This window comes from Micromonospora sp. KC207, from assembly GCF_004348615.1.
Classification (GTDB): domain Bacteria; phylum Actinomycetota; class Actinomycetes; order Mycobacteriales; family Micromonosporaceae; genus Micromonospora.
In genome coordinates this window covers 1-21,844 of the sequence record NZ_SMKJ01000090.1, presented here as the reverse complement: position 1 = coordinate 21,844, position 21,844 = coordinate 1, and the positions used below count along the sequence as shown (strand labels likewise).

General features: G+C 74.5%; 14 protein-coding genes and 2 pseudogenes. 10 read left to right on the top strand and 6 right to left on the bottom strand.

The annotated features are described in order from the left end of the window. Positions 1-8 precede the first annotated feature (8 nt). From E1258_RS13980 to E1258_RS13960, 5 genes are all read left to right on the top strand, one after another. Positions 9-3,311 carry an error-prone DNA polymerase gene (locus tag E1258_RS13980; protein WP_165949760.1) on the top strand — a complete coding sequence of 1,101 codons (3,303 nt, stop codon included), beginning with the start codon at positions 9-11 and terminating at the stop codon, positions 3,309-3,311. Positions 3,312-3,377: 66 nt separating this feature from the next. Next, on the top strand, positions 3,378-4,145 hold the full coding sequence (locus tag E1258_RS13975; RefSeq protein WP_132400529.1) for a bifunctional 2-polyprenyl-6-hydroxyphenol methylase/3-demethylubiquinol 3-O-methyltransferase UbiG: 768 nt from the start codon (positions 3,378-3,380) through the stop codon (positions 4,143-4,145). Next, positions 4,142-5,341, top strand: coding sequence for an alkaline phosphatase family protein (locus E1258_RS13970; RefSeq protein WP_132400520.1), 1,200 nt, complete (start codon positions 4,142-4,144; stop codon positions 5,339-5,341). The genes E1258_RS13975 and E1258_RS13970 overlap by 4 nt, the downstream gene beginning before the upstream one ends. A 71-nt stretch (positions 5,342-5,412) precedes the next feature. Continuing rightward, positions 5,413-6,672, top strand: coding sequence for a DNA polymerase IV (locus E1258_RS13965; RefSeq protein WP_132400517.1), 1,260 nt, complete (start codon positions 5,413-5,415; stop codon positions 6,670-6,672). Positions 6,673-6,787: 115 nt separating this feature from the next. Continuing rightward, positions 6,788-7,189 (top strand): DUF3040 domain-containing protein, encoded by a 402-nt coding sequence (locus tag E1258_RS13960; protein ID WP_007072179.1) that lies wholly within the window; start codon positions 6,788-6,790, stop codon positions 7,187-7,189. A gap of 373 nt (positions 7,190-7,562) precedes the next feature. On the opposite strand, the gene E1258_RS13955 is transcribed toward E1258_RS13960, so the two are convergent. The 3 genes from E1258_RS13955 to E1258_RS13945 all read right to left on the bottom strand — a co-directional run bounded on the left by E1258_RS13955 (position 7,563) and on the right by E1258_RS13945 (position 12,457). Beyond that, positions 7,563-10,034, bottom strand: a complete 2,472-nt coding sequence (locus E1258_RS13955; protein WP_132400514.1) for a DUF3488 and transglutaminase-like domain-containing protein — start codon at positions 10,032-10,034, stop codon at positions 7,563-7,565. Positions 10,035-10,100: 66 nt separating this feature from the next. After that, a complete protein-coding gene (locus E1258_RS13950; RefSeq protein ID WP_132400511.1) occupies positions 10,101-11,399 on the bottom strand; it encodes a DUF58 domain-containing protein in 1,299 nt (432 codons plus the stop codon). 2 nt (positions 11,400-11,401) lie between these two features. After that, complete coding sequence (locus tag E1258_RS13945; RefSeq protein WP_007072176.1) at positions 11,402-12,457, bottom strand: MoxR family ATPase; 1,056 nt, start codon at positions 12,455-12,457, stop codon at positions 11,402-11,404. A 460-nt stretch (positions 12,458-12,917) separates the two neighbouring features. Between E1258_RS13945 and leuS the strand changes: the two genes are divergently transcribed. Next, positions 12,918-15,755, top strand: coding sequence for a leucine--tRNA ligase (leuS, locus tag E1258_RS13940; RefSeq protein WP_132400508.1), 2,838 nt, complete (start codon positions 12,918-12,920; stop codon positions 15,753-15,755). Positions 15,756-15,964: 209 nt separating this feature from the next. Here the strand turns inward: leuS and E1258_RS13935 are convergent, their stop codons facing one another. The 3 genes from E1258_RS13935 to E1258_RS13925 are packed head-to-tail and all read right to left on the bottom strand — an operon-like array spanning position 15,965 to position 18,703. Further along, positions 15,965-16,708 (bottom strand): TVP38/TMEM64 family protein, encoded by a 744-nt coding sequence (locus E1258_RS13935; protein ID WP_243715437.1) that lies wholly within the window; start codon positions 16,706-16,708, stop codon positions 15,965-15,967. Between the two features lie 38 nt (positions 16,709-16,746). Then, positions 16,747-17,466 carry a type 1 glutamine amidotransferase gene (locus E1258_RS13930; protein ID WP_132400502.1) on the bottom strand — a complete coding sequence of 240 codons (720 nt, stop codon included), beginning with the start codon at positions 17,464-17,466 and terminating at the stop codon, positions 16,747-16,749. After that, the gene (locus E1258_RS13925; protein ID WP_132400526.1) at positions 17,456-18,703 is read right to left on the bottom strand and encodes a MurT ligase domain-containing protein; all 1,248 of its coding nucleotides are present in this window, start codon (positions 18,701-18,703) and stop codon (positions 17,456-17,458) included. Before E1258_RS13925 ends, E1258_RS13930 begins: the two co-directional genes overlap by 11 nt. A gap of 355 nt (positions 18,704-19,058) precedes the next feature. Between E1258_RS13925 and mraZ the strand changes: the two genes are divergently transcribed. The 4 genes and pseudogenes from mraZ to E1258_RS13905 form a co-directional block, all read left to right on the top strand. After that, positions 19,059-19,490, top strand: a complete 432-nt coding sequence (gene mraZ, locus E1258_RS13920; RefSeq protein ID WP_007072171.1) for a division/cell wall cluster transcriptional repressor MraZ — start codon at positions 19,059-19,061, stop codon at positions 19,488-19,490. 202 nt (positions 19,491-19,692) lie between these two features. Beyond that, positions 19,693-20,786, top strand: a pseudogene (gene rsmH / locus E1258_RS13915) (16S rRNA (cytosine(1402)-N(4))-methyltransferase RsmH). After that, positions 20,783-21,439: a hypothetical protein gene (locus tag E1258_RS13910; RefSeq protein WP_132400496.1), complete on the top strand. Its 657-nt coding sequence runs from the start codon at positions 20,783-20,785 to the stop codon at positions 21,437-21,439. Before rsmH ends, E1258_RS13910 begins: the two are co-directional and overlap by 4 nt. A 5-nt stretch (positions 21,440-21,444) precedes the next feature. After that, positions 21,445-21,844, top strand: a pseudogene (locus tag E1258_RS13905) (penicillin-binding protein 2); the annotation flags it as partial.

Sequence of the window (21,844 nt, the reverse complement as noted above, 5' to 3'; positions counted from 1 at the left end):
GTCGGCACCTGCGGGCCGTGGAACCGCCCGTGGTGGATCCCCTCGCCGTCGACGCCGACGGGGGCGACGGGCCCGCCTGGAGTCGCAGCCGGGGCCGGTACGCGCCACCGGAGCAGCCCCGGCCCGGCGTCGGTGCCGGCGGCGGCGCGGTGCCGTACGCCGAGTTGCACGCGCACAGCAACTTCAGCTTCCTCGACGGGGCCAGCCACCCCGAGGAACTGGCCGAGGAGGCGGCCCGGCTCGGGCTCACCGCGCTCGCCGTCACCGACCACGACGGCTTCTACGGCGTGGTGCGCTTCGCCGAGGCGGCCCGCGCGCTGCACCTGCCGACGGTCTTCGGCGCGGAGCTCTCCCTCGGCCTGCCCGGCCCGCAGAACGGCGAGCCGGACCCGCACGGCGCGCACCTGCTGGTGCTCGCCCACGGCCACGAGGGGTACGCGCGGCTCGCCGCCACCATCGCCCGCGCCCAGCTTCGCGGCGGCCAGAAGGGCCGCCCGGACTACGGGGAGCTGGAGGAGGTCGCCGCCGAGCTGCGCGACCATGTGCTGGTGCTCACCGGCTGCCGCAAGGGGCACGTGCCGGCCGCGCTGCTCACCGGGGGCGTCGACGCGGCGGCCCGGGAGCTGGACCGGCTCACCGCGCTGTTCGGCGCGGAGACGGTGGCGGTGGAGCTGACCGACCACGGGCACCCGGTCGACGGCGACCGCAACGACGCGCTGGCCGAGCTGGCCGCCGCCGTCGGGCTGCCCACGGTGGCCACGAACAACGTGCACTACGCCACCCCGGGCCGCCGCCGGTTGGCCACCACCCTGGCCGCGGTGCGGGCCCGGCGCAGTCTCGACGAGATCGACGGCTGGCTGCCCGCCGCCGGTACCGCCCACCTGCGCGGCGGGGCGGAGATGGCGGCCCGGTTCGGCGCGTACCCTCAGGCGGTGGCGCGGGCCGCCGAGTTCGGCGCGGAGCTGGCGTTCGACCTTCAGCTCGTCGCGCCGAAGCTGCCGGTTTACCCGGTGCCGGCCGGGCACACCGAGATGAGTTGGCTGCGCGTGCTCACCATGGCCGGGGCCCGGGAGCGGTACGGGCCGCCCGAGGCGCACCCGGAGGCGTACCGGCAGCTCGACCACGAGCTGCGGATGATCGACGAGCTGGGCTTCCCCGGCTACTTCCTGGTGGTGTACGACATCGTCGCGTTCTGCCGCCGGGCGGACATCTACTGCCAGGGCCGGGGGTCGGCGGCCAACTCGGCGGTCTGCTACGCGTTGCGGATCACCAACGTCGACGCCGTCCAGCATCGGCTGCTGTTCGAGCGGTTCCTCGCCCCGGAGCGCGACGGGCCCCCCGACATCGACGTGGACATCGAGTCCGACCGCCGGGAGGAGGTGATCCAGCACGTCTACGCCCGGTACGGCCGGGAGCACGCCGCCCAGGTCGCCAACGTCGTCTCGTACCGGCCGCGTTCGGCGGTGCGGGACGTGGCGAAGGCGTTCGGCTTCTCGCCCGGCCAGCAGGACGCCTGGAGCAGGCAGATCGACCGCTGGGGTTCGGTCGCCTCCGTCGACGCCGAGGACATCCCCGAGCAGGTCGTCGCGTACGCCGATCAGCTCCAGACGTTCCCGAGGCACCTGGGCATCCACTCCGGCGGGATGGTGATCTGCGACCGCCCGGTGATCGAGGTCTGCCCGGTGGAGTGGGGGCGGATGCCCGGCCGCAGCGTGCTCCAGTGGGACAAGGACGACTGCGCCGCCGTCGGGCTGGTGAAGTTCGACCTGCTCGGCCTCGGCATGCTCTCGGCCCTGCACTACGGCTACGACATGATCGGGACGATCCTCGACCTGGGCGACATGACGCTGGACGACCCCGAGGTCTACGACATGCTCTGCCGGGCCGACTCGGTCGGGGTGTTCCAGGTGGAGAGCCGCGCCCAGATGGCCACCCTGCCCCGGCTCAAGCCCCGCGAGTTCTACGACCTGGTGGTGGAGGTGGCGCTGATCCGGCCCGGCCCGATCCAGGGCGGCTCGGTGCACCCGTACATCCGGCGCCGCAACGGTCAGGAGCCGGTGACGTACCCGCACCCGCTGATGCGCAACGCGCTGGAGAAGACCCTCGGCGTGCCGCTGTTCCAGGAGCAGCTCATGCAGCTCGCCATCGACCTGGCCGGCTTCGACGCGGCCGGGGCCGACCAGCTCCGCCGGGCGATGGGCGCCAAGCGGTCGGTGCAGCGGATGGCGCGGGTCGCCGACCGGCTCTACGCCGGGATGGCCGAGCGGGGCATCACCGGCGAGCTGGCCGACGACGTCTACCGCAAGCTCACCGCGTTCGCCAGCTACGGCTTCCCGGAGAGCCACGCGATGAGCTTCGCCTACCTGGTGTACGCCAGCTCCTGGCTCAAGCGCTACCACCCGGCCCCGTTTTTGGCCGCGCTGCTGGGCGCCCAGCCGATGGGCTTCTACTCGCCGCAGACCCTGGTCGACGACGCCCGGCGGCACGGCGTCGAGGTGCGCCGCCCCGACGTCAACGCCAGCGGCGCGAAGGCCGTCCTGGAGTCCACCCCGGACACCCGGTGGGGCAGCGCGCCCGGCGAGCCGCCGCACGCCTGGGGGCTGGGCGGGCCGGCCGTGCGGCTTGGGCTGGGCGGCGTGCGTACCCTCGGTGACGGCGTGGCCGAGCGGATCGAGGCGGAGCGGGCGGCGCGCGGGCCGTACCGGGACATGGCGGACCTGGCCCGGCGCGTGGGTCTGGCGGCCGCGCAGCTGGAGGCGCTGGCCACCGCGGACGCCTTCGCCTGCTTCGGGCTCACCCGGCGGCAGGCCCTCTGGGCCGCCGGGGCGGCGGCCCAGGACCGGCCGGGCCGGCTGCCGGGCACGGTGACCGGCACGACCGCGCCGACCCTGCCCGGGATGGAGGCGGTGGACCGCCTCGTCGCCGACGTCTGGGCGACCGGCCTGTCGCCGGAGAGCCATCCGGCCCGGTTCCTCCGTGAGCGGCTCGACGCCCTCGGCGCGGTGCCGATCGCCCGGCTGGGGCGGGTGGATCCGGGTCGGCGGATCCGGGTCGGCGGGATCGTCACCCACCGGCAGCGGCCGGCCACCGCGGGCGGGGCCACCTTCCTCAACCTGGAGGACGAGACCGGGATGCTCAACGTCACCTGTTCGCCGGGGCTGTGGCAGCGCTACCGGAGGGTGGCGCGCACCAGCGCCGCGCTGGTGGTGCGCGGCCGGTTGCAGCGGCACGAGGGGGTGACCAACCTAATCGCCGACCGGCTCGACCCGATCGAGCCGCCGGTCGCCCCGGCCTCCCGCGACTTCCGCTGAGGTGCGAGGAGGGGTCCCTGTCGACGCTTTCGATAGAGCAGGGGGCCCCTGTTGACACCGCCGGGGCTGACTAGGCTCGACCGTGTGGAGCAGACCAGTGCCCGGTTCACCAGCCCGCCGTTGACCCCCCGTACCGCCGTCATCTGGTCGGTGCTCCGCGCCGAGCTGGAACGCCGCGCCGGCGACCGGCTCACCGTCCTCGATGTCGGCGGCGGAACGGGCGGCTTCGCCGTGCCCCTGGCGCAGGCCGGGCACCTGGTCACCGTGGTCGACGCCAGCCCCGACGCGCTCGCCGCGCTCACCCGCCGGGCCGCCGAGGCCGCCGTCGCCGACCGGGTACGCGCCGTGCAGGGCGACGGCGACGCGCTCGCCGGGCTGGTCGAGCCGGCCAGCGTCGACCTGGTGCTCTGCCACTCGGTGCTGGAGGTCGTCGACGACCCCGCGCCGGTCGTGGCCGCGCTGGTCACCGCGCTGCGCCCGGGCGGCGCGGCGAGCGTCCTGGTGGCCGGGCAGGCCGCCGCGGTGCTCGGTCGGGCGATGAACGGCCACCTCGACCTGGCCGCCACCCTGGCCGCCGACCCGGCCGGCACCGCCGGCCCCCGCGACACCCTGCGCCGACGCTACGCCGCCGACCGCGCCGCCGCGCTGCTGGCCGCCGGCGGCCTCACGGTGGAGGAGATCCACGGGGTACGCGTCCTGGCCGACCTGCTCCCCGCCGCCGTCGCGGACGGCCAGCAGGCCGCCGTGGTCGAGCTGGAGCGGGCCCTGGCCGCCCGGCTGCCGTACCGGGATCTCGCCGCCCAGCTGCACCTCTTCGCCCGCCGGCCGGCATGACCGCCGTGCCCTCCCACGGGCCCGCCGTGCCGCCCCCGCGCGGGCCCGCCGATCCGCTGGCCCCGGTGTCGCCCCGCTACGGCGGCGCTAGCCTGGCCGACGTGCTGCCCAGCGCCCTGGCGGTGCTCGGCGTGCCCGGGGCCGTCGACCTGCTCGGCCTGACACCCGCGCTCGCCGGGGTACGGGGGGTCGCGGTGCTGCTCGTCGACGGCCTCGGCTGGTACCAGATCCCCACCGCCGCCCCGCACGCGCCGACCCTGGCCGGGCTGGCCGCGACCGTCGGCCGACCGCTCACCTGTGGCTTCCCCTCCACCACCCCGACCAGCCTGGTGACGCTGGGCACCGGGGCCGCGCCCGGCGCGCACGGGGTGCTGGGGTTCCGGGTGCGGGTGCCCGACACCGACCGGGTGCTCAGCCACATCGAGTGGACCGGCGACCCGGAGCCGCTGCGCTGGCAACCGGTCCCCACCCAGCTCGAACGCGCCCGCGCCGCCGGGGTCGCGGTGACCGTGGTGAGTCGCCCCGAGTACGCCGGCAGCGGGCTCACCCTGGCCGCCAACCGGGGCGCCGACTACCGGGGCGCCGCCGACGCCGCCGCGCTGGCCACCGCGATGCTCGCCGCGCTGCGCGCCGGGGCCGGGCCGACCCTGGTCTCCGGCTACCACCCCGACCTGGACCGGCACGGTCACCTCACCGGCGTCGGCTCGGGCCCGTGGCGGACCGCCGCGACCGTGGTGGACACGTTGCTCGCCCGGCTGGTCGACGGGCTGCCGCCGGACGCCGCGCTGCTGGTCACCGCCGATCACGGCCAGCTCGACGTGCCGCAGGCCGACCGGGTCGACTTCGACGCCGATCCCCGGCTGCGGGCCGGGGTGCGGGTTCTCGCCGGGGAACCCCGGGTCCGCTATCTGCACGTCGCGCCGGGCGCGGCCGACGACGTGGTGGCCACCTGGTCGGCCGTGCTCGGCGGCGCGGCCCGGGTGCTGCGCCGGGACGAGGCGGTGGCCACCGGCTGGTTCGGGCCGGTGCCCGAGGCGCACCTGGGCCGGATCGGCGACGTGGTGGTGGTCTGCCGGGGCACGTCCGCTGTGGTCGCCACCCGCTCGGAGCACCCGGTCGACGCCCGCCTGGTGGCGTACCACGGGTCGGATACCGCCGCCGAGATGACCATTCCGCTGCTCGTGGTGCGCGGCTGAGGCTGGTGGTGCGACGGCTGGGGCGACCCCGGGCCAGCCGGCGTGTCGTACCCGGGGGCTAGCCTGCCGGAATGGGCCGCAGTCAGTCGTTGCCGCGCGGTGGCGACCCGCGCTTCGGGCCCGACGGCGACGACTCCGGCAGCCCGATCCTGCACGTCGACATGGACGCCTTCTACGCCTCGGTCGAGGTGCGCCGCCGACCTGAGCTGCGGGGTCGGCCCGTCGTGGTCGGCGGAATCGGCCCGCGTGGCGTGGTCAGCTCCGCCAGCTACGAGGCCCGACGGTACGGCATCCGCAGCGCCATGCCGATCATGCGCGCCCGGTCGCTGTGCCCGCACGCGGTCTACCTGCCGCCCGACTTCGCGCAGTACACCGCCGCCTCCCGGGCCGTGATGCAGATCTTCCGGGACGTCACCCCACTGGTCGAGCCGCTCTCGCTCGACGAGGCGTTCCTCGACGTGGCCGGCGCGCGTCGGCTGTTCGGCCCGCCGGCCCGGATCGCCCGGAGCATCCGCGCCCGGGTCGCCGACGAGCAGGGCCTGACCTGCTCGGTGGGGGTCGCGCCGAGCAAGTTCGTGGCGAAGCTCGGCTCCACCCGGGCCAAACCCGACGGGCTGCTCGTGGTGCCGGCCGACCGGGTGCTCGACTTCCTGCGCCCGCTGCCGGTCGACGCCCTGTGGGGCGTGGGGGAGCGCTCCGCCGAGACGCTGCGCCGGCTCGGGCTGGCCACCATCGGTGACCTGGCCGAGGCCCCGTACGGCATGCTTCGCAAGGCGCTCGGCGAGGCGGCCGCGGCCCACCTGCACGAACTGGCCCAGGGGCGGGACCCGCGTCGGGTCACCCCCGAGCAGGTGGAGAAGTCGATCGGCGCCGAGGTGACCTTCGACGCCGACGTGGCCGACCCGCTGGAGATCCGCCGGGCCCTGCTCGCCCTCGCCGAGAAGGTCGGCGCCCGGCTGCGCCGGGCCGGCCAGGTCGGCCGGACCGTGTCGATCAAGGTGCGGACGGCCGACTTCCGCACCGTCAACCGCTCCCGCACCCTCGACGTGGCGACCGACACCGCGCGGGAGACGTTCGACACGGCGTGGGCCCTCTACACCGCCCTCGACCCCAGTGACCGGATTCGCCTCGTCGGGGTGCGGATGGAGGGGCTCGCCCCGGCAGGCCAGACGCCACAGCAGCTGACGCTCGGCGCGCCCGAACGCGGCTGGCGGGAGGCGGAGGCCGTGGCGGACGCCGCCGCCGCCCGATTCGGGCGGTCCGTCATAGGTCCGGCGAGCCTGCTCGGCCGTCGCGACTCCGGACGAAACGAAAATCCGCCCCGCCCATAGGTCGTCCCGCTTTCCGACGCGCGAGCCCCCTCGTAGACTTGACGGTAAGCAGCCGGTTGGCTGCCACGGTCTGTCGGTCCGACCGGACCGACCAACGTGACCGGGGAGGAGTGCCGTGCCGCTCTCGGAGCACGAGCAGCGGCTGTTCGAGCAGATCGAGCGGTCGCTTGCCGAGGACCCCAAATTCGCCTCGGCTGTGCGCGCCAGCGATCCGCGCTTCCACGCGCGGCGTCGTCTGCTCGTCGCTGCCGGCGCGATCATCGTTGGCCTAGCTCTACTGGTCTACGGTGCGGTGATCAAGACCCCACCGCTCGCGGTGGTGGGTTTCGTCATCATGCTGGGTTCGGCGGCGTACGCGGTGCAGTCGCACCGCAAGGCCCAGTCCCCCGACCTGCACGTGGTCGGGGGAACGACGACCAGCAGCCGTCGCCGTCCGCGCGGGCGGTCCGGCCGGCGGTCGTCGTTCCTGGACCGGATGGAGGACCGGTGGCGGCAGCGCCCGGAGGGGCACCGCTGACCCGGCCCCGCCGCTGACCCACGGCCCCGCTGGCCCAGCGGGGCCGCGCTACTCGGCCCGTCGACGGCGGGCCGCTGCTTCCTGCCCGCGCCGGTGCCGTGCGGGCCCCCTCCGCGCCTGTCGCGCCCGCGTGCCGCCCCGGCGCCGGCCGTTCCGACGCGCCGTTGCCCGTGTTCGTGGCCGCGGCCCCGTGCCCGCACCGGGCCAGCGCCCCGGTGCGTGCCGTCCCAGGGTCGCGCTCGATCTCGGTTGCAGTGACCTCAGGCCCGCCCGGGAGACCACTCCAACCACGATCGAGCGTGATCTCGGCGGCGCTCGCCGTCCGGCCAGCCTGCGTCCGGCCAGCCCTACGCCCGGGGCGTCGGCGTCGGGGTCAGCGGCCGGTGCGGGTGGCCAGCAGGCGGCGTGGGCTCCAGCGCAGCAGCCGGTACCGGGCGTCGCCCGCCGTGGCCACCAGCCGGGAGGACGTGTTGCCCAGCGCCGTCCGCCAGCGCAGCAGCACCGACGGCGGCAGCAACGCGGCCAGGATCCGGGTCCGGCGGTCCGCCTGGCCGGCGAGCGCGCCACGAACGGCGCGCAGCGCCAGGTGCAGCTCCCCGCCGGTGAGCGGGGCGCGGGCGTACCGGGCCAGTTCCTCGGCCCGACCGAGCATCCGTACCGCCGTGGCGGCGGAGCCGTCCTCGCCGACGGCGTCGGCGACCAGGCGCTCGGCGGTCGCCCTCGGCGTCTCCGTCCGGTCCATCCGGACCCGGTAGTCGACGAGGGTGTCGAGCAGTTCCTCCCAGGCGGCGTGCGCGTCCGCCCGCGCCCGATCAGGGTCCACCACCACGACGACGGACTGGGTGGGGTCGCCGTCGGGGCCCGCGCCGGCGTCCGCCGTGGCCGGCGCGGTGGCCACCGCCGTGCCGGCGCCCCGCCGGCGGCGCAGCGCCATCCGGCGCAGCGCCGGCACGGCGAGCAGGGCCAGCAGTGCCAGCGCGCCGGCCGTCCACCAGGGCCAGACGGGGGCCTGCCGGGCGGGACCGTCCACCCCGACCGCCAGGCCGGCGTCGGTGTCCTGGTCGGCGGCGTCCTGGTCGGCGGCGTTCGGCACCGGCTCCGAGTCGTCGGGGGCGGCCGGGGCGCCCGGCTCGGTGGCCCCCGGCTCCGGCTGGTCGGTGTCCGGGGCCCAGGCCGAGCGGGTCGAGCCCTGCACCCCGTACGCCGGGGTGGCGTCGAAGGGCACCCAGCCCATCCCGTCGAAGTAGACCTCGGTCCAGGCGTGCAGGTTGCGGTTGGTCAGCACGTATCCTTCGTCCGTGCGGCCGGTGCCGTTGGTGAAGCCGAACGCCACCCGGGCCGGGATGCCGGCAGACCGGACCAGCCACGCCATCGCCGCCGCGTACTGCTGGCAGAAGCCGGCCTTGTTGTTCAGGAAGTCGACGATGTCCTGACCGCTGGTGCCACCCTTCGTGGTCAGGCTGTAGGTGAAACCGTTGTCCGCGGAGAAGTGGTCGTAGATCGCCCGCACCTTGTCGTAGTCGGTGCTGCGGCCCCGGACGAGGCCGGCGACCAGGGTGTCGACCTGCTCGACCGGCGGGGTGACGGTCTGCTGTAGCCGGATCGGGTGGTCCGACGGCAGCGACGGGGCCCGCCGCAGCGCCGTCGGGGTGTACGTCGACCGGACGTAGCCGAACGAGTAGCGCTTGCCGCGCGAGTTCTCCCGGTTGGAGAAGAGCACCTGTTGGTTCGGGTCGTAGAGCCAGTTGGCGTTGAGTTCCTCGGTGCGCACCGGCTCGGCGTAGGCCGGCAGCAGCGGCATGTTGAGATTCTTCGAAATCTCCACGGTGGCCCGGTACTGCCGTTGTTCGAGGCCCTCCGCGGCCCGTTGGGTCGGGTCGGGCAGGGCCCGGGTGACGGGCCGGCCGGTCGGGTTGCGCACCCGGAAGCCGTCGGGCCGCAGCTCGTCGGCGACCCCGTAGCGCAGGTAGAACGGGTTTGGCTCGTTGGTGGTGACCGTGACCATCTGGTAGACCTCGGACTGGTTGAGCTGGCCGCTCAGCGACGCGAAGAGGTCGATGCGGCCCGGGTTACCGCCCTGCCCGGTGCCGCTGCCGCTGCCGGTGCCGGCCCCCACGGCGTTGAGCAGGCCGCCGGTCATCCCCGGCACCGCCAGCGGCAGCGCCACCGCCAGCACCACCCCGACCACGGCGAGCCGCCGCCCGGCGGCGGCCAGCGGCGAGGCCTCCCACACGTCGACGTCGCGGCCGTCGCCGGTGAACCGGCGGCCGAACCGGCGTACCCGGTCGACGTTGTCGGTGACCAGCAGCCACAGGTAGCCGGCGGCACCGATCACGAACGGCACGGCGGGGACGCTGTCGACGTAGACGGCGACGGGCACCGAGTAGACGGCCAGCATCGGCAGGCCGGCCAGCGCGGGACGGCGCAGGCCGACGGCGAGGGCGTCCACCACCACCGCCACTCCGCCGACGCCGAGCACGGTGACGAACAGCAGCGGGTCGGTGTCGGGCACCTTCACCCCGTACGAGCGCATGTCCACCATCGACGCGCTGAGCAGCTCGGCGAAGTGGGCGAAGGTGCCCGGGGTCGGCAGGAACGCCACCAGCTCGGTGCCGGCGGGAAAGAGCCAGGCCAGCGCGAGCGTCAGCCCGCCGAGCATGCCCAGCACCTGCCCCCACAGCGGGGCCCGGACCAGCCGGGTCAGCGCGGCCATCCCGGCGATCACCGTAACCGCGATGGCCGCCTGGATGAGCCAGGTCCAGCGCTCGAAGATGGCCGACAGCGGGGCCGCCGCCAGCAGGGTCGCGGCGGCGGCCACGAAGCCGAGGTTGCGGGTCGCGGTCACGAAAGCACCCTTCCGGTCATCTGCCCGCCGGGCCGGGCACGCGGGTACGCCCGACACGGCGGATCGTCACTTGACGCCCCCGGCCACGGTCTCGGCCAGCGCAGCCCGCAGGGCGAACCCCTGCGAGCCCCGGCCGGCCTGCGGCCACAGCGCGGGCAGCCGGGCCCCGTGGTCGACCCCGACGACCCGCCACCCGCTCTGCAACAGGGCGAGCGCGGCGGCGCCGTGCGCGTGGTCGGCCTCCGCCCGGGCCCGGGGCGGGAGATGGAGCCAGGTGGAGCTGTCCAGCAGGAAGCCGACGCAGGTCGCGCCGTTGCCCCGCAGGCCGGCGAGCAGTTTCGCCTCGGCGGTGCTCACCGTGCCGAACAGGCCGATGATCAGGCCGCCGTCACCGCGCTGCCGCACCTGCTGCACCAGCGTGGTGATGTCGCCGCGCGGGTCGAGGCGGACCTCGGCGAGCTGGTCGAGCAGCAGCCCGTCCCCGGCGCCCTCGGTCGCGTCGACGTCCGCGCCGTCGCCGGTGACCAGGCGCAGCTTGTACCCGGCCTGGCGCAGGTGCACCGCGATGCTGGCCGCCGCGGAGACCGCCCACTCGAAGCTCGCGGTCGGCCCGTCGCCGTGGTGGCCGTAACCGCGGGTGTCCAGCACCACGGTCGCCCGGCTCTCCCAGGGCTGCTCCTCGCGGCGGACCATCAGCTCGCCGGTGCGGGCGGTCGACTTCCAGTGCACCCGGCGCAGGTCGTCGCCCATCCGGTACTCCCGGGTCGCCGCGTCATCCTCGCCGTGCACCGCCACCGACCGGGCGCGGCTGGAGCCGCTGCCCGCGTACTCGCCGGGGAGCCGGACCGAGGGCAGCGGGGTGACCTGCGGGATCACCGTGAGCCGGTCGACGCTGGGGAACGACCGGCTCAGCTCGCACAGCCCGAACGGGTCGGTGAGCCGGACCACCAGCGGACCCACCTCGTACCGGCCGCGCACGTCCGCGCGGACCGTGTACGCCACCGAGCTGGCCTGGTGCGCGCCGAGCCGCTCCAGCACCACGCGGGGCCGGCTGCCCAGGGCGTACGGCAGCCGGTCCTCCAGCAGCAGCGTGCCGGTGGGCAGGCGGGACATGTTCTGTAGCCGCAGCACCACCCGGGAACTGGCCCCGACCGGCACCCGGTGCGGCTCCAGCGAACGGTGGCAGGCCAGCTTGTACCGGCTGCGCCCCACGTACGCGGCGGCGAGCAGCGGCAGGACGGCGAGCAGCACGGCCACCCGGAGCAGGTCCTTTTCGCCGAGGATGACGGCGGAGACGGCCGCGGCGAGGGCGGCGGCCAGAAACGAGCGACCGCGGGTGGTCAGGCCTCGGAGCCCGTCGCGCACGGTCACCGCCTCCGCGGCTCGTACGGGGCGCGGCCGTTGCCGTCGGGGGCGGAGCGGGTGTTGTACGGCGAGCGCTGGCGGTCGTGCGGCAGCGGAAGCCGGTGCACCAGCTCGGCGACGATCGCGTCGGTGGTGCGCCGGGCGAGCTGGGCGTCGGCGGTCGGGATGATCCGGTGGGCGAGCACCGGCACCGCGAGCGCCTGGAGGTCGTCGGGGAGGACATAGTCGCGCCCCTCCAGGGCGGCGACGGCGCGGGCGGTGCGCAGAAGCTGGAGGGTGGCCCGGGGGGACGCGCCCAGCCGCAGGTCGGGGGCCTCCCGGGTGGCGGTGACCAGGTCCACCGCGTACTGCTTCACGGCGTCGGCGACGTGCACCTCGCGGACGGTGGCGATGAGCCGGCGCACGGTCTCGGCGTCGGAAACCGGCCGCAGCTCCTGCAACGGGTCGGCGGCACCGTGCCCGTCCAGCATGGCCAGCTCGGCCTCCGGCCCCGGGTATCCCATCGCGATGCGGGCGGTGAACCGGTCGCGCTGCGCCTCGGGCAGCGGGTACGTCCCCTCCATCTCGATCGGGTTCTGGGTGGCGATCACCATGAACGGGGTCTGTAGCTGGTAGGTGACCCCGTCGACGGTGACCTGCCGCTCCTCCATGCACTCCAGCAGGGCGGACTGGGTCTTCGGCGAGGCCCGGTTGATCTCGTCGCCGACGACCAGGTTGGCGAAGACCGCGCCGGGGCGGAACTCGAAGTCGTGCGTCTCCTGATTGTAGACACTGACCCCGGTGACGTCGCTGGGCAGCAGGTCGGGGGTGAACTGGATGCGTCGTACCGAACAGTCGATGGACCGGGCGAGGGCCTTCGCCAGCTTGGTCTTGCCGACGCCGGGAACGTCCTCGATGAGAAGGTGCCCCTCGGCGAGCAGGACGGCCAAGGCGAGCCGGACGGTGGCCGTCTTGCCTTCGATGACCTGCTCGATGTTGGCCACGATGGCCTCGCTGGCGGCGCGGAACTCGTCGTGCGGCAGCAGACCGCCCACCTCGTCCCAGGTCTGTTGTGTCACGGGCCTCCTCCTCGTCACCACAACGGCAGCTCTGTTAAGAGCACCTGGACCCGCCGTTGGGTTCGCGACGGGAGAGCCTCGTCTGCCGCAGAAATCTCACTGGCCTCTCAGGCTAACCATGTTTGTCGTGATCGCCGAACCCCGCAGCAAGTCAGTCGGTTACGCCCGGAATATTCGCCCGACGGGGGAAACAGATGATCACGTAGCGTGAAAGGGGAACGGTCCGCCCTCCCGCCTGGGGCGGTGGGCCGCGTGCGCGGCGGACCGGAGGGGTACACTCACCGACATGGCCGGAGTCTTCCTGCTTCTTACCGGGCCGTGCTGATGCGCTGACGCGTGACAGCACGGCGGCCCCTCGTGCGCGAGGGGCTTTTTTGTGCCCTCCGCCGGCCCGGCCGGGCGATGCCGAGACCGCCGGCCCGGCCCGGCGATGCCGAGACGAAGCGAACGAGGAGAGACGATGAGTGAGGCAGCGACGGCGGGCGACATCCCCCCGTACCGGTACACCGCGGCACTGGCCGAGGAGATCGAGCAGCGCTGGCAGGACACCTGGGATCGGGAGGGGACTTTCCACGCTCCGAACCCCGCCGGGCCGCTGGCCGACCCCGACCACCCCCGGGCGGGCGCGGAGAAGCTGTACGTGCTGGACATGTTCCCGTACCCGTCGGGGGCGGGCCTGCACGTCGGGCACCCGCTGGGCTACATCGGGACCGACTGCTTCGCCCGCTACCAGCGGATGGCCGGCCGCAACGTGCTGCACGCGATGGGCTTCGACGCGTTCGGCCTGCCCGCCGAGCAGTACGCGGTGCAGACCGGAACCCACCCCAGGACCACGACCGAGCAGAACATCGCCCGCTACAAGACGCAGCTGCGCCGGCTGGGGCTGGCCCACGACGACCGCCGCTCGGTGGCCACCATCGACACCGGCTTCTACCGCTGGACCCAGTGGATCTTCCTGCAGGTCTTCAACTCCTGGTACGACGCGGACGCGCGCCGGGCCCGGCCGGTCGCCGAGCTGATCGCCGAGTTCGCCGGCGGCACCCGACCCACCCCGGACGGTCGGCCGTGGGCCGAGCTGAGCGTCGCCGAGCAGCGGGCGATCGTCGACGACCACCGGCTGGCGTACGTGTCGCAGGCGCCGGTGAACTGGTGCCCGGGGCTGGGCACCGTGCTGGCCAACGAGGAGGTCACCGCCGACGGCCGCTCCGACCGGGGCAACTTCCCGGTGTTCAAGCGGAACCTGAAGCAGTGGATGATGCGAATCACCGCGTACGGGGACCGGCTGCTGGACGACCTGGACACCCTGGACTGGCCCGAGCCGATCAAGCTGATGCAGCGCAACTGGATCGGGCGGTCGACCGGTGCGTACATCGACTTCGCCACCGGCCAGGGCCCCGTGCGAGTGTTCACGACCCGCCCGGACACGATCTTCGGGGCCACCTACGTGGTGCTGGCCCCCGAGCACGAGTTGGTCGACGCGCTGGTGCCGGCCGCCTGGCCGGAGGGGACGCGGGACGCCTGGACCGGGGGGCACGCCAGCCCCCGGGCGGCCGTCGAGGCGTACCGGAAGGCGGCGGCGGCCAAGACCGATGTGGAGCGGCAGGCCGACGCGAAGGACAAGACCGGCGTCTTCGTCGGCGCCTACGCCACCAACCCGGTCACCGGCGGGCAGATCCCGATCTTCATCGCCGACTACGTGCTGGCCGGCTACGGCACCGGCGCGATCATGGCGGTGCCGGCGCAGGACGAGCGGGACTGGGCGTTCGCCGAGGTGTTCGAGCTGCCGATCGTGCGTACCGTGCAGCCGGCCGACGGGTTCGACGGCAAGGCGTACACCGGGGACGGCCCGGCGATCAACAGCGCCGCGCCCGAGCGCGGCCTGGACCTGAACGGCCTGGGGGTCGCCGACGCCAAGGCGGCGATCATCGCGTGGCTGGAGGCCAACGGCCACGGCACGGGCGCGACCACCTACCGGCTGCGCGACTGGCTGTTCTCCCGCCAGCGCTACTGGGGCGAGCCGTTCCCGATCGTGTACGACTCCACCGGGGCGGCGATCGCACTGCCGGAGGAGATGCTGCCGGTCGAGCTGCCCGAGGTCGACGACTTCTCCCCGAAGACGTTCGACCCCGACGACGCCGACAGCGACCCGGAGACCCCGCTGTCGCGCCGCCGCGACTGGGTCGAGGTCGAGCTGGACCTGGGCGACGGGCCGAAGCGGTACACCCGGGAGACCAACGTGATGCCGCAGTGGGCCGGCTCCTGCTGGTACGAGCTGCGCTACCTGGACCCGACCAACGCCGACCGGTTCGTCGACGCCGACAACGAGCGGTACTGGATGGGCCCGCGCGCCGAGGGCGACTGCGGCGGTACCGACCTGTACGTCGGCGGGGCCGAGCACGCCGTGCTGCACCTGCTGTACGCCCGCTTCTGGCACAAGGTGCTGTACGACCTGGGTCACGTGTCGTCGTTCGAGCCGTTCCGCAAGCTGTTCAACCAGGGCATGATCCAGGCGTACGCGTACACCGACGCCCGGGGCTCCTACGTGCAGGCCGAGGAGGTCGTCGAGCGCGACGGCACCTGGTTCCTGGGCGAGGAGGAGGTGCGCCGGGAGTACGGCAAGATGGGCAAGTCGCTGAAGAACGTGGTGACCCCCGACGACATGTGCGCGGCGTACGGCGCGGACACCTTCCGGGTGTACGAGATGTCGATGGGCCCGCTGGAGGTGTCCCGCCCGTGGGAGACCCGGGCGGTCGTCGGGTCGTACCGGTTCCTGCAACGGGTCTGGCGGGCGGTCGTCGACGAGCAGACCGGTGCGGCGCGGGTCACCGACGACCCGGCCGACCCCGCGACCCGGCGGCTGCTGCACAAGGTGATCGACGGGGTCCGGGGCGACATGGAGGGGATTCGGTTCAACACCGCGATCGCCAAGCTGATCGAGCTGACCAACGCGCTGACCCGGCTGCCGGCCACCCCGCGTGAGGTGGCCGAGCCGCTGGTGCTGATGCTGGCCCCGTTCGCCCCGCACGTCGCCGAGGAGCTGTGGCGACGGCTGGGCCACGACACCTCGCTGGCGTACGCGGACTTCCCGGTCGCCGACTCGGCCCTGCTGCTCGCCGAGACGGTGACGTACCCGGTGCAGATCAACGGCAAGGTGCGCGGCCGGATCGAGGTCGCCGCCGACGCGTCCGAGGACGACGTGCGGACGGCGGCCCTGGAGGCGGTGGCCGGCGCGCTGGCCGGCAAGGAGCCCCGCAAGGTCATCGTGGTGAAGGGCCGCATGGTGTCGGTCGTCGCGTGACGGGTAAGGAGGGGCCCCTGTTGACGTTCCTGGTAGAGCAGGGGCCCCTTCCTAACACCCGCACGCCTAACACCCGCACGCCTACCACCCGGCCGCGCGGCGAGCGCCCACCGTCCGGCGCGGGGCAGGTCAGGGCGCACGGCATTACCCGACCACCCGCCCTCACACACCCCCCGCGATCGTGCGGTTTCGGCCCTCGGTTCGTCCCTTCAGGACGAAGTGTCGGGGCCGTGACTGCAAGATCGGCGGGTGGAGGCGGTGGTGCGGCGGTGGTGGCGTTCCGCGCGCCACCAGCGGTACAGCAGGGCCGCGCTGGCGATCAGGCCCAGGCTCGCAGGGGCGGCGGCGTACCAGTTGACGTCGCCGGGGGAGCTGGCCGCCGCGCCGAGCGCCGCGTAGCCGAACGCCGTGGGGGCCGAGGCGAGGACGCTGCCGGCGAGGAACGGCAGCACCCGGGCGCCGGTGGTGCCGTAGCCGTAGCTGACCAGCCCGTAGCCGGAGATCGGCAGCAGCCGGACCGTGGCCACCCCCAGCACGCTCTGCCTGGTGAACCAGCCGTCGAGGCGGGCGAGCCGGCCGCGGACCCGCTCGGCCACGAACTCGCGGCCCAGCGCCCGGCCGACGGCGAAGCCGAGCGCGGCGGCCAGCAGCGCCGCGCCGAGCGCGTACGCCGCGCCTTCGAGGGGGCCGAAGATCGCGCCGAGGGCGAGCGTGACGAAGGTGCGCGGGACCAGGGCGACCAGCAGCAGCGCCCCGCCGAGGATCGCGACGACCGGGGCGTACCCGCCGAGGCCGTCGGCGAGCCGGGGCAGCGCCGCGACCTCGGGCCGGGGGAGCACCGGTAGCAGCGCCGCGAACCCGGCGAGCAGGAGCAGCAGCAGGGCGAACCGGCGTGCCGACGGCTGCCGCAGCAGCAGCCGGGCGGCCGGGAGCAGCCGGGCGGCCGGCGTCATGCGCGGGCGGGCCGCAACAGCCGCCGGCCGGGCCGGGATCATGCCCGGGCGGCGGCCACCGCGGCGCGGCGCTCGGCGCGGAGCCGTTCGGCCCAGGTGTCGTCCAGCGGCGGAAGCTGGTGCGCGCCGGTCGCCCAGCGCAGCAGCAGGTCGGCCAGGGCGGGGTTGCGGGCCAGGGCCGGGCCGTGCGAGTACGTGCCGAGCAGCTTGCCCCGCCACGCGCCCTCGGTCGCGCCGTCGTTGCCGACCCCGGCGGTGACCCGGGCCAGCGGAGACACGCCCGGCCCGAGGTGGGTCCGGCCGCCGTGGTTCTCGAATCCGGTGAGGGCCGGCACCCCGAGCCGGGGGTCGACGTCGCCGGCCAGTTCCCCAACGGCCCGCGACGGGCCCCGGTCGGAAAAGAGGTCGAGCAGCTCCAGTCCGGCGCACTGGACGCCCTTGGCGAAGAAGGAGGTGCCGAGGAGTTGGTATCCGGCGCAGACGCCGAACACCACCGACCCCTGGGCGACGGCCCGGTGCAGGCCGCCGTCGGCCCGCAGCCGCTGCGCGCCGAGCGCCTGCGGGCCGTCCTCGCCGCCGCCGATGAGGTAGATGTCGGCGGTGGCGGGCAGCCGCTGGTCGGAGCGGACCTCCAGCACCTCCACCGGCATGCCGCGCTGCTGGGCCCGGCGGGCCAGGATCAGCATGTTGCCCCGGTCGCCGTAGGTGGACAGCAGGTCGGGGTAGATCCAGACGATACGCAGGCTCTCAGTTGACACGGTCCAGCTCCGCTCGGATGTCCTGGAAGGCGGTGTAGTTGGCGATGACCTCCAGCCGGCCCGGCGGAACCGCCCGGACCGCCTCGCCGAACGCCCGGACGTGCTGGAACGGCACGCCGTTGACCTCGAGGCGGACCGCCAGGTCGTACGCCCGGTCGCCGGTGATCAGCACCTGCCGGCCACGCAGCGGGGCGAAGTCGACGTCGAAGAGCCAGGAGGTGTCCAGCCCGTCGGGGTCCCGGGCGTTGATGGAGAGCAGGGTCGGCGCGACGTCGGCCATGTCGAACGCCTCAAGCCAGCTCGCCGGGTTCTTCGCCAGCAGCAGCCGGATGTTGCGCCCGTCCCGCTCCACCTGCGCGTAGCGGCCGGCGACGGAGGTGACCGCGCCGAGCCGGGAGACCGCGTCGACCGGGCGTACGCCGAACTCGGCGGCGACCGCGAGGGCGGTGGCGGCGTTGCCGAGGTTGACCTTGCCGGGGAGCTGGAGCATCACCTTGTGCCAGGCGCCGGTGGGGTCGAGCACGCCGTCGTCCTCGACCGCCCACTGCGGCTGGGGCCGGCGCAGCGGGCAGCCGCTGCACCACCACTGGTCGCCGGAGCGCTGGACGGTGTGCCCGCACTCGGGGCAGACCCACGAGTCGTCGTGCCAGCGCTGGCCGGCGCTGAACCAGGTGACGTGCGGCGGCCGGATGCCCCGGGCCGGGTCGGCCGGCGGGGTGGCGGCCCACACCACCATCGGGTCGTCGGCGTTGGCGATCACCCGTACGTCGGGGTGGTTGACCAGCGCGGCGCGCCAGAGCTGCGCCATCATGGCGACCTCCTTGGCCCGGTCGAGCTGGTCGCGGGAGAGGTTGAGCAGCGCGACCACGTGCGGCTCGGTGGCCTCCAGGACCTGGGCCAGGTAGTGCTCGTCGACCTCCAGCACCGCGTACGGGGTGCTGCCGGCCTTGGCCAGCGCCGAGGTGTGGCCGGTGGGCATGTTGGCGCCGAAGGAGTTGGTGGCCACCCGGCCCAGGACGCCGACCGCCGCCGTGGTCAGCCGGGTGGTGGTGGTCTTGCCGTTGGTGCCGGACACCAGCGCGATGGCGCGCCCCGCCGAGAGGTGGGCCAGCAGGTCAGGGTCGATCTTCAGGCCGATCCAGCCGCCGATCACCGAACCGTCGCCACGACCCGCTGCCCGCGACAGCGCCGCCGCGGTCCGCGACACGGAGCTGGCCACCTTTGCCCGCAGGGGCATCTTCGCGTCCGTCACGCGAGCGAGGTTACCGGACCGCCGTCCCCACCAGATCGCCGCCGACGGCGAACCGTTCGGTCGGGCCGGTCGGGCGGACGGCCGGAGTCCGGTCGACCGGATGGAGTCGATCTATGTCGGGTAGTGGACGCCGCAGCGGGGGCGCTCCGGCCCTCCACTCCGCTCCACCCCTTCTGACGTGCTGTTTTGCGCTCGGGAGCGACGCGCCGCGCGGGCGATTCTGGTTGCGGGTGGAGCGAAGTGGAGTAGAGTGGGGACCAATGGTGAGGCCGGGAGGGCCCCACCGGCCCGGGGGGAGCGGCGCCGCGAACGCCGCTGCGAGGGCGAGGGGGTTGGGCCGATGTTCCTCGGCACCCACACTCCGCGCCTGGACGAAAAGGGCCGGTTGATCCTTCCGGCGAAGTTTCGGGATGGGCTGGCGGGGGGTGTCGTGATCACCAAAGGGCAGGATCGCTGTCTCTACGTCTTCCCGATGCCCGAGTTCCAGCGCATCGCCGACCAGTTGCGCGCGCAACCCATGACGAACAAGGCGGCCCGTGCCTACAGCCGGGTCTTCTTCGCCAGCGCGCACGACGAGGTTCCGGACAAGCAGGGCCGGGTCACCGTCCCGGCCCACCTGCGGGCGTACGCCGGGCTCGACCGGGACCTGGTGGTCATCGGCGCGAGCACGCGGGTGGAGGTCTGGGACAAGGCGGCCTGGGAAAGCTACCTCGCCGAGAGCGAAGACGACTTCGCCGACATCGAGGAGGGGGTGCTGCCTGGCGGTCTGTAGGGCGTGACGACGCCCGACGTACTGCGAGATCTCCAGCCGCTTTCGAGTTCCTGGCATCCCTTCCCCGGTGCCAGGCGCACGATCTCCTCGGAGGCGCAACCTCCGGTGGGCGGGAGCGGATGGGGATCTGGCGGTACGACGGAGGCGTCGTGCGACGGCAGGCGCGCAGAGAAACGGACGGTTCACACCAGTGGGGGTCGACATGGGGGAGCTTCGTGGCACGCATGTGCCCGTGCTGCTCGAGCGGTGTCTCGAGTTGCTGGCCCCCGCGCTGGCCCGGGGTGACCGCACCGTTCACGTCGACGCCACGCTGGGCCTGGCCGGTCACGCCGAGGCGGTGCTGGAACGGCATCCGCGTACGGTGCTGATCGGGCTGGACCGGGACACCGAGGCCCTCGCCCACGCGCGGGTCCGGCTGGCCCGGTTCGCCGACCGGGTCCATCTCGAACACGCCGTCTACGACGAGTTGCCCGAGGTGCTGGGCCGGCTCGGCTACCCGGCGATCGACGGTGTCCTGTTCGACCTGGGCGTCTCCTCGCTCCAGTTGGACGCGCCCGACCGCGGGTTCGCCTACGCGCAGGACGCGCCGCTGGACATGCGGATGGACCAGACCCGGGGGGTGACCGCCGAGGAGGTGGTCAACACCTACTCCCACCCGGACCTGGCCCGGGTGCTGCGGGTCTACGGGGAGGAAAAGTTCGCCCCCAGGATCGCCTCGGCGATCCTGCGGGAACGGGAACGGGCCCGGATCACCTCGTCGGCACGGCTGGCGGAACTGGTCAGGGAGAGCATTCCCGCCCCGGCCCGCCGAACCGGGGGGCACCCGGCCAAGAGGACGTTTCAGGCTTTACGGATCGAGGTAAACAGGGAGCTGGCGGCGCTGGAGACGGCGCTGCCCGCCGCCCTCGACAAGCTCACCGTGGGTGGCCGCATGGTGGTCCTGTCCTACCACTCGCTGGAGGACAGGCTCACCAAGGCCGCCCTCACCGACCGGGTCCGCAGCAAGGGCCCGGTCGACCTCCCGGTCGAACTGCCCGGGTCAGGTCCGACGTTCCGGCTGCTCAGCCGGGGCGCGGAGCTGCCCGGGGAGGCGGAGGTCGCCGCGAACCCGCGTGCCGCTTCGGTGCGACTGCGGGCCGCGGAACGAGTCGACCCGGAAGCGGAGCGACAGGGGCGGGCCGACCGCGAACGGCCCCGCCGGCGAGCCAGGGCGATGCACCGACCGGGGACCGGATCGGCGGATCCGGGGCCGACGGCGCAGGGACGGACGAAGAGGGGGAGGGAAGAAGAAGATGAACGCTGACAAGCGCGACAGCCGGGACACCGGCGTCGGGCAGCGCGCACCGCGGTCGGGGGGCCGGATCGCGGCGCAGCGGACCACGCGGGCCGGGCTTCCGGTGACGGGGTCCGGCCGGCTGGACCGGCAGGGGGAGACTCGCGCCCGGGGGGCGCGCGAGTTCCCGACCAACGGCAGCGCCGCGCTGCGCCCGGCGGAGCGGATCAGCCCCGCGGAGCAGGTCGGCCCGGCGGAGCGGATCGGTCCGGCCGAGCGGGCCCGTCCCGCGGCGAGCCCGTCGCCGCGGCTGCGGGTCGCCCCGCCGCCGCCGGTGTCGGTGCCACGGGCGCCGTTCGCGGCGCTGATCCTGGTGCTGGTCGTCGGCGGGGTGCTCGGCATCCTGCTGGTCAACACCAAGATCAACGAGAACTCGTTCCGGCTGGAGCGGCTCCAGCAGCAGCAGGCCAAGCTCGACACGGACCAGCAGCAACTGGAGAAGGAGATCGCCGACGCGAAGGCGCCCGGCAACCTGACCGCCGCGGCCCGCAAGCTCGGCATGGTCGAGGCCGAGGAGCCCGCGTACATCCGGCTGCCCGACGGCCGGGTGATCGGGGTGCCGCAGCCGGCCAACGGCCAGCCCTCGGTCACCAGCCAGCAGGGCGCGGGGGGCTGAGCGAGGTGCCGCCGAGATCGGAGGAACCGCGCCGGGACGCCACGGGCTCCCGGCGCGGTTCGTCGCGGGCCACCGGCGGGCGGGGCGAGCCGCGCTCCGGCGAGCCCGGCGTGGGGGGCATCTCCGACGCGCGGGCGTACACCCCTCGGGGGCGCACCATCCGCGAGGAGCGCCAGGCGGCGGGCCGGCCGACCGCCGGGGGCGCCGAGCAGCGGCGTACCCCGCGCGGCACCCGGGCCGGCGGCGACCCGTTCCGGCCGGCGTTGCAGGTGCTCGACGGCGGCCGGGCCGACGGGGGCCGCGCCGGGCGCCGGGAGTCCGTCCCGGCCGCGCGCGCCGCGGTGATCCGGACGGTGCCGACCCGGGCGAGCCGGGCGCTGCCCGATGACGACGACGCGCCACGCC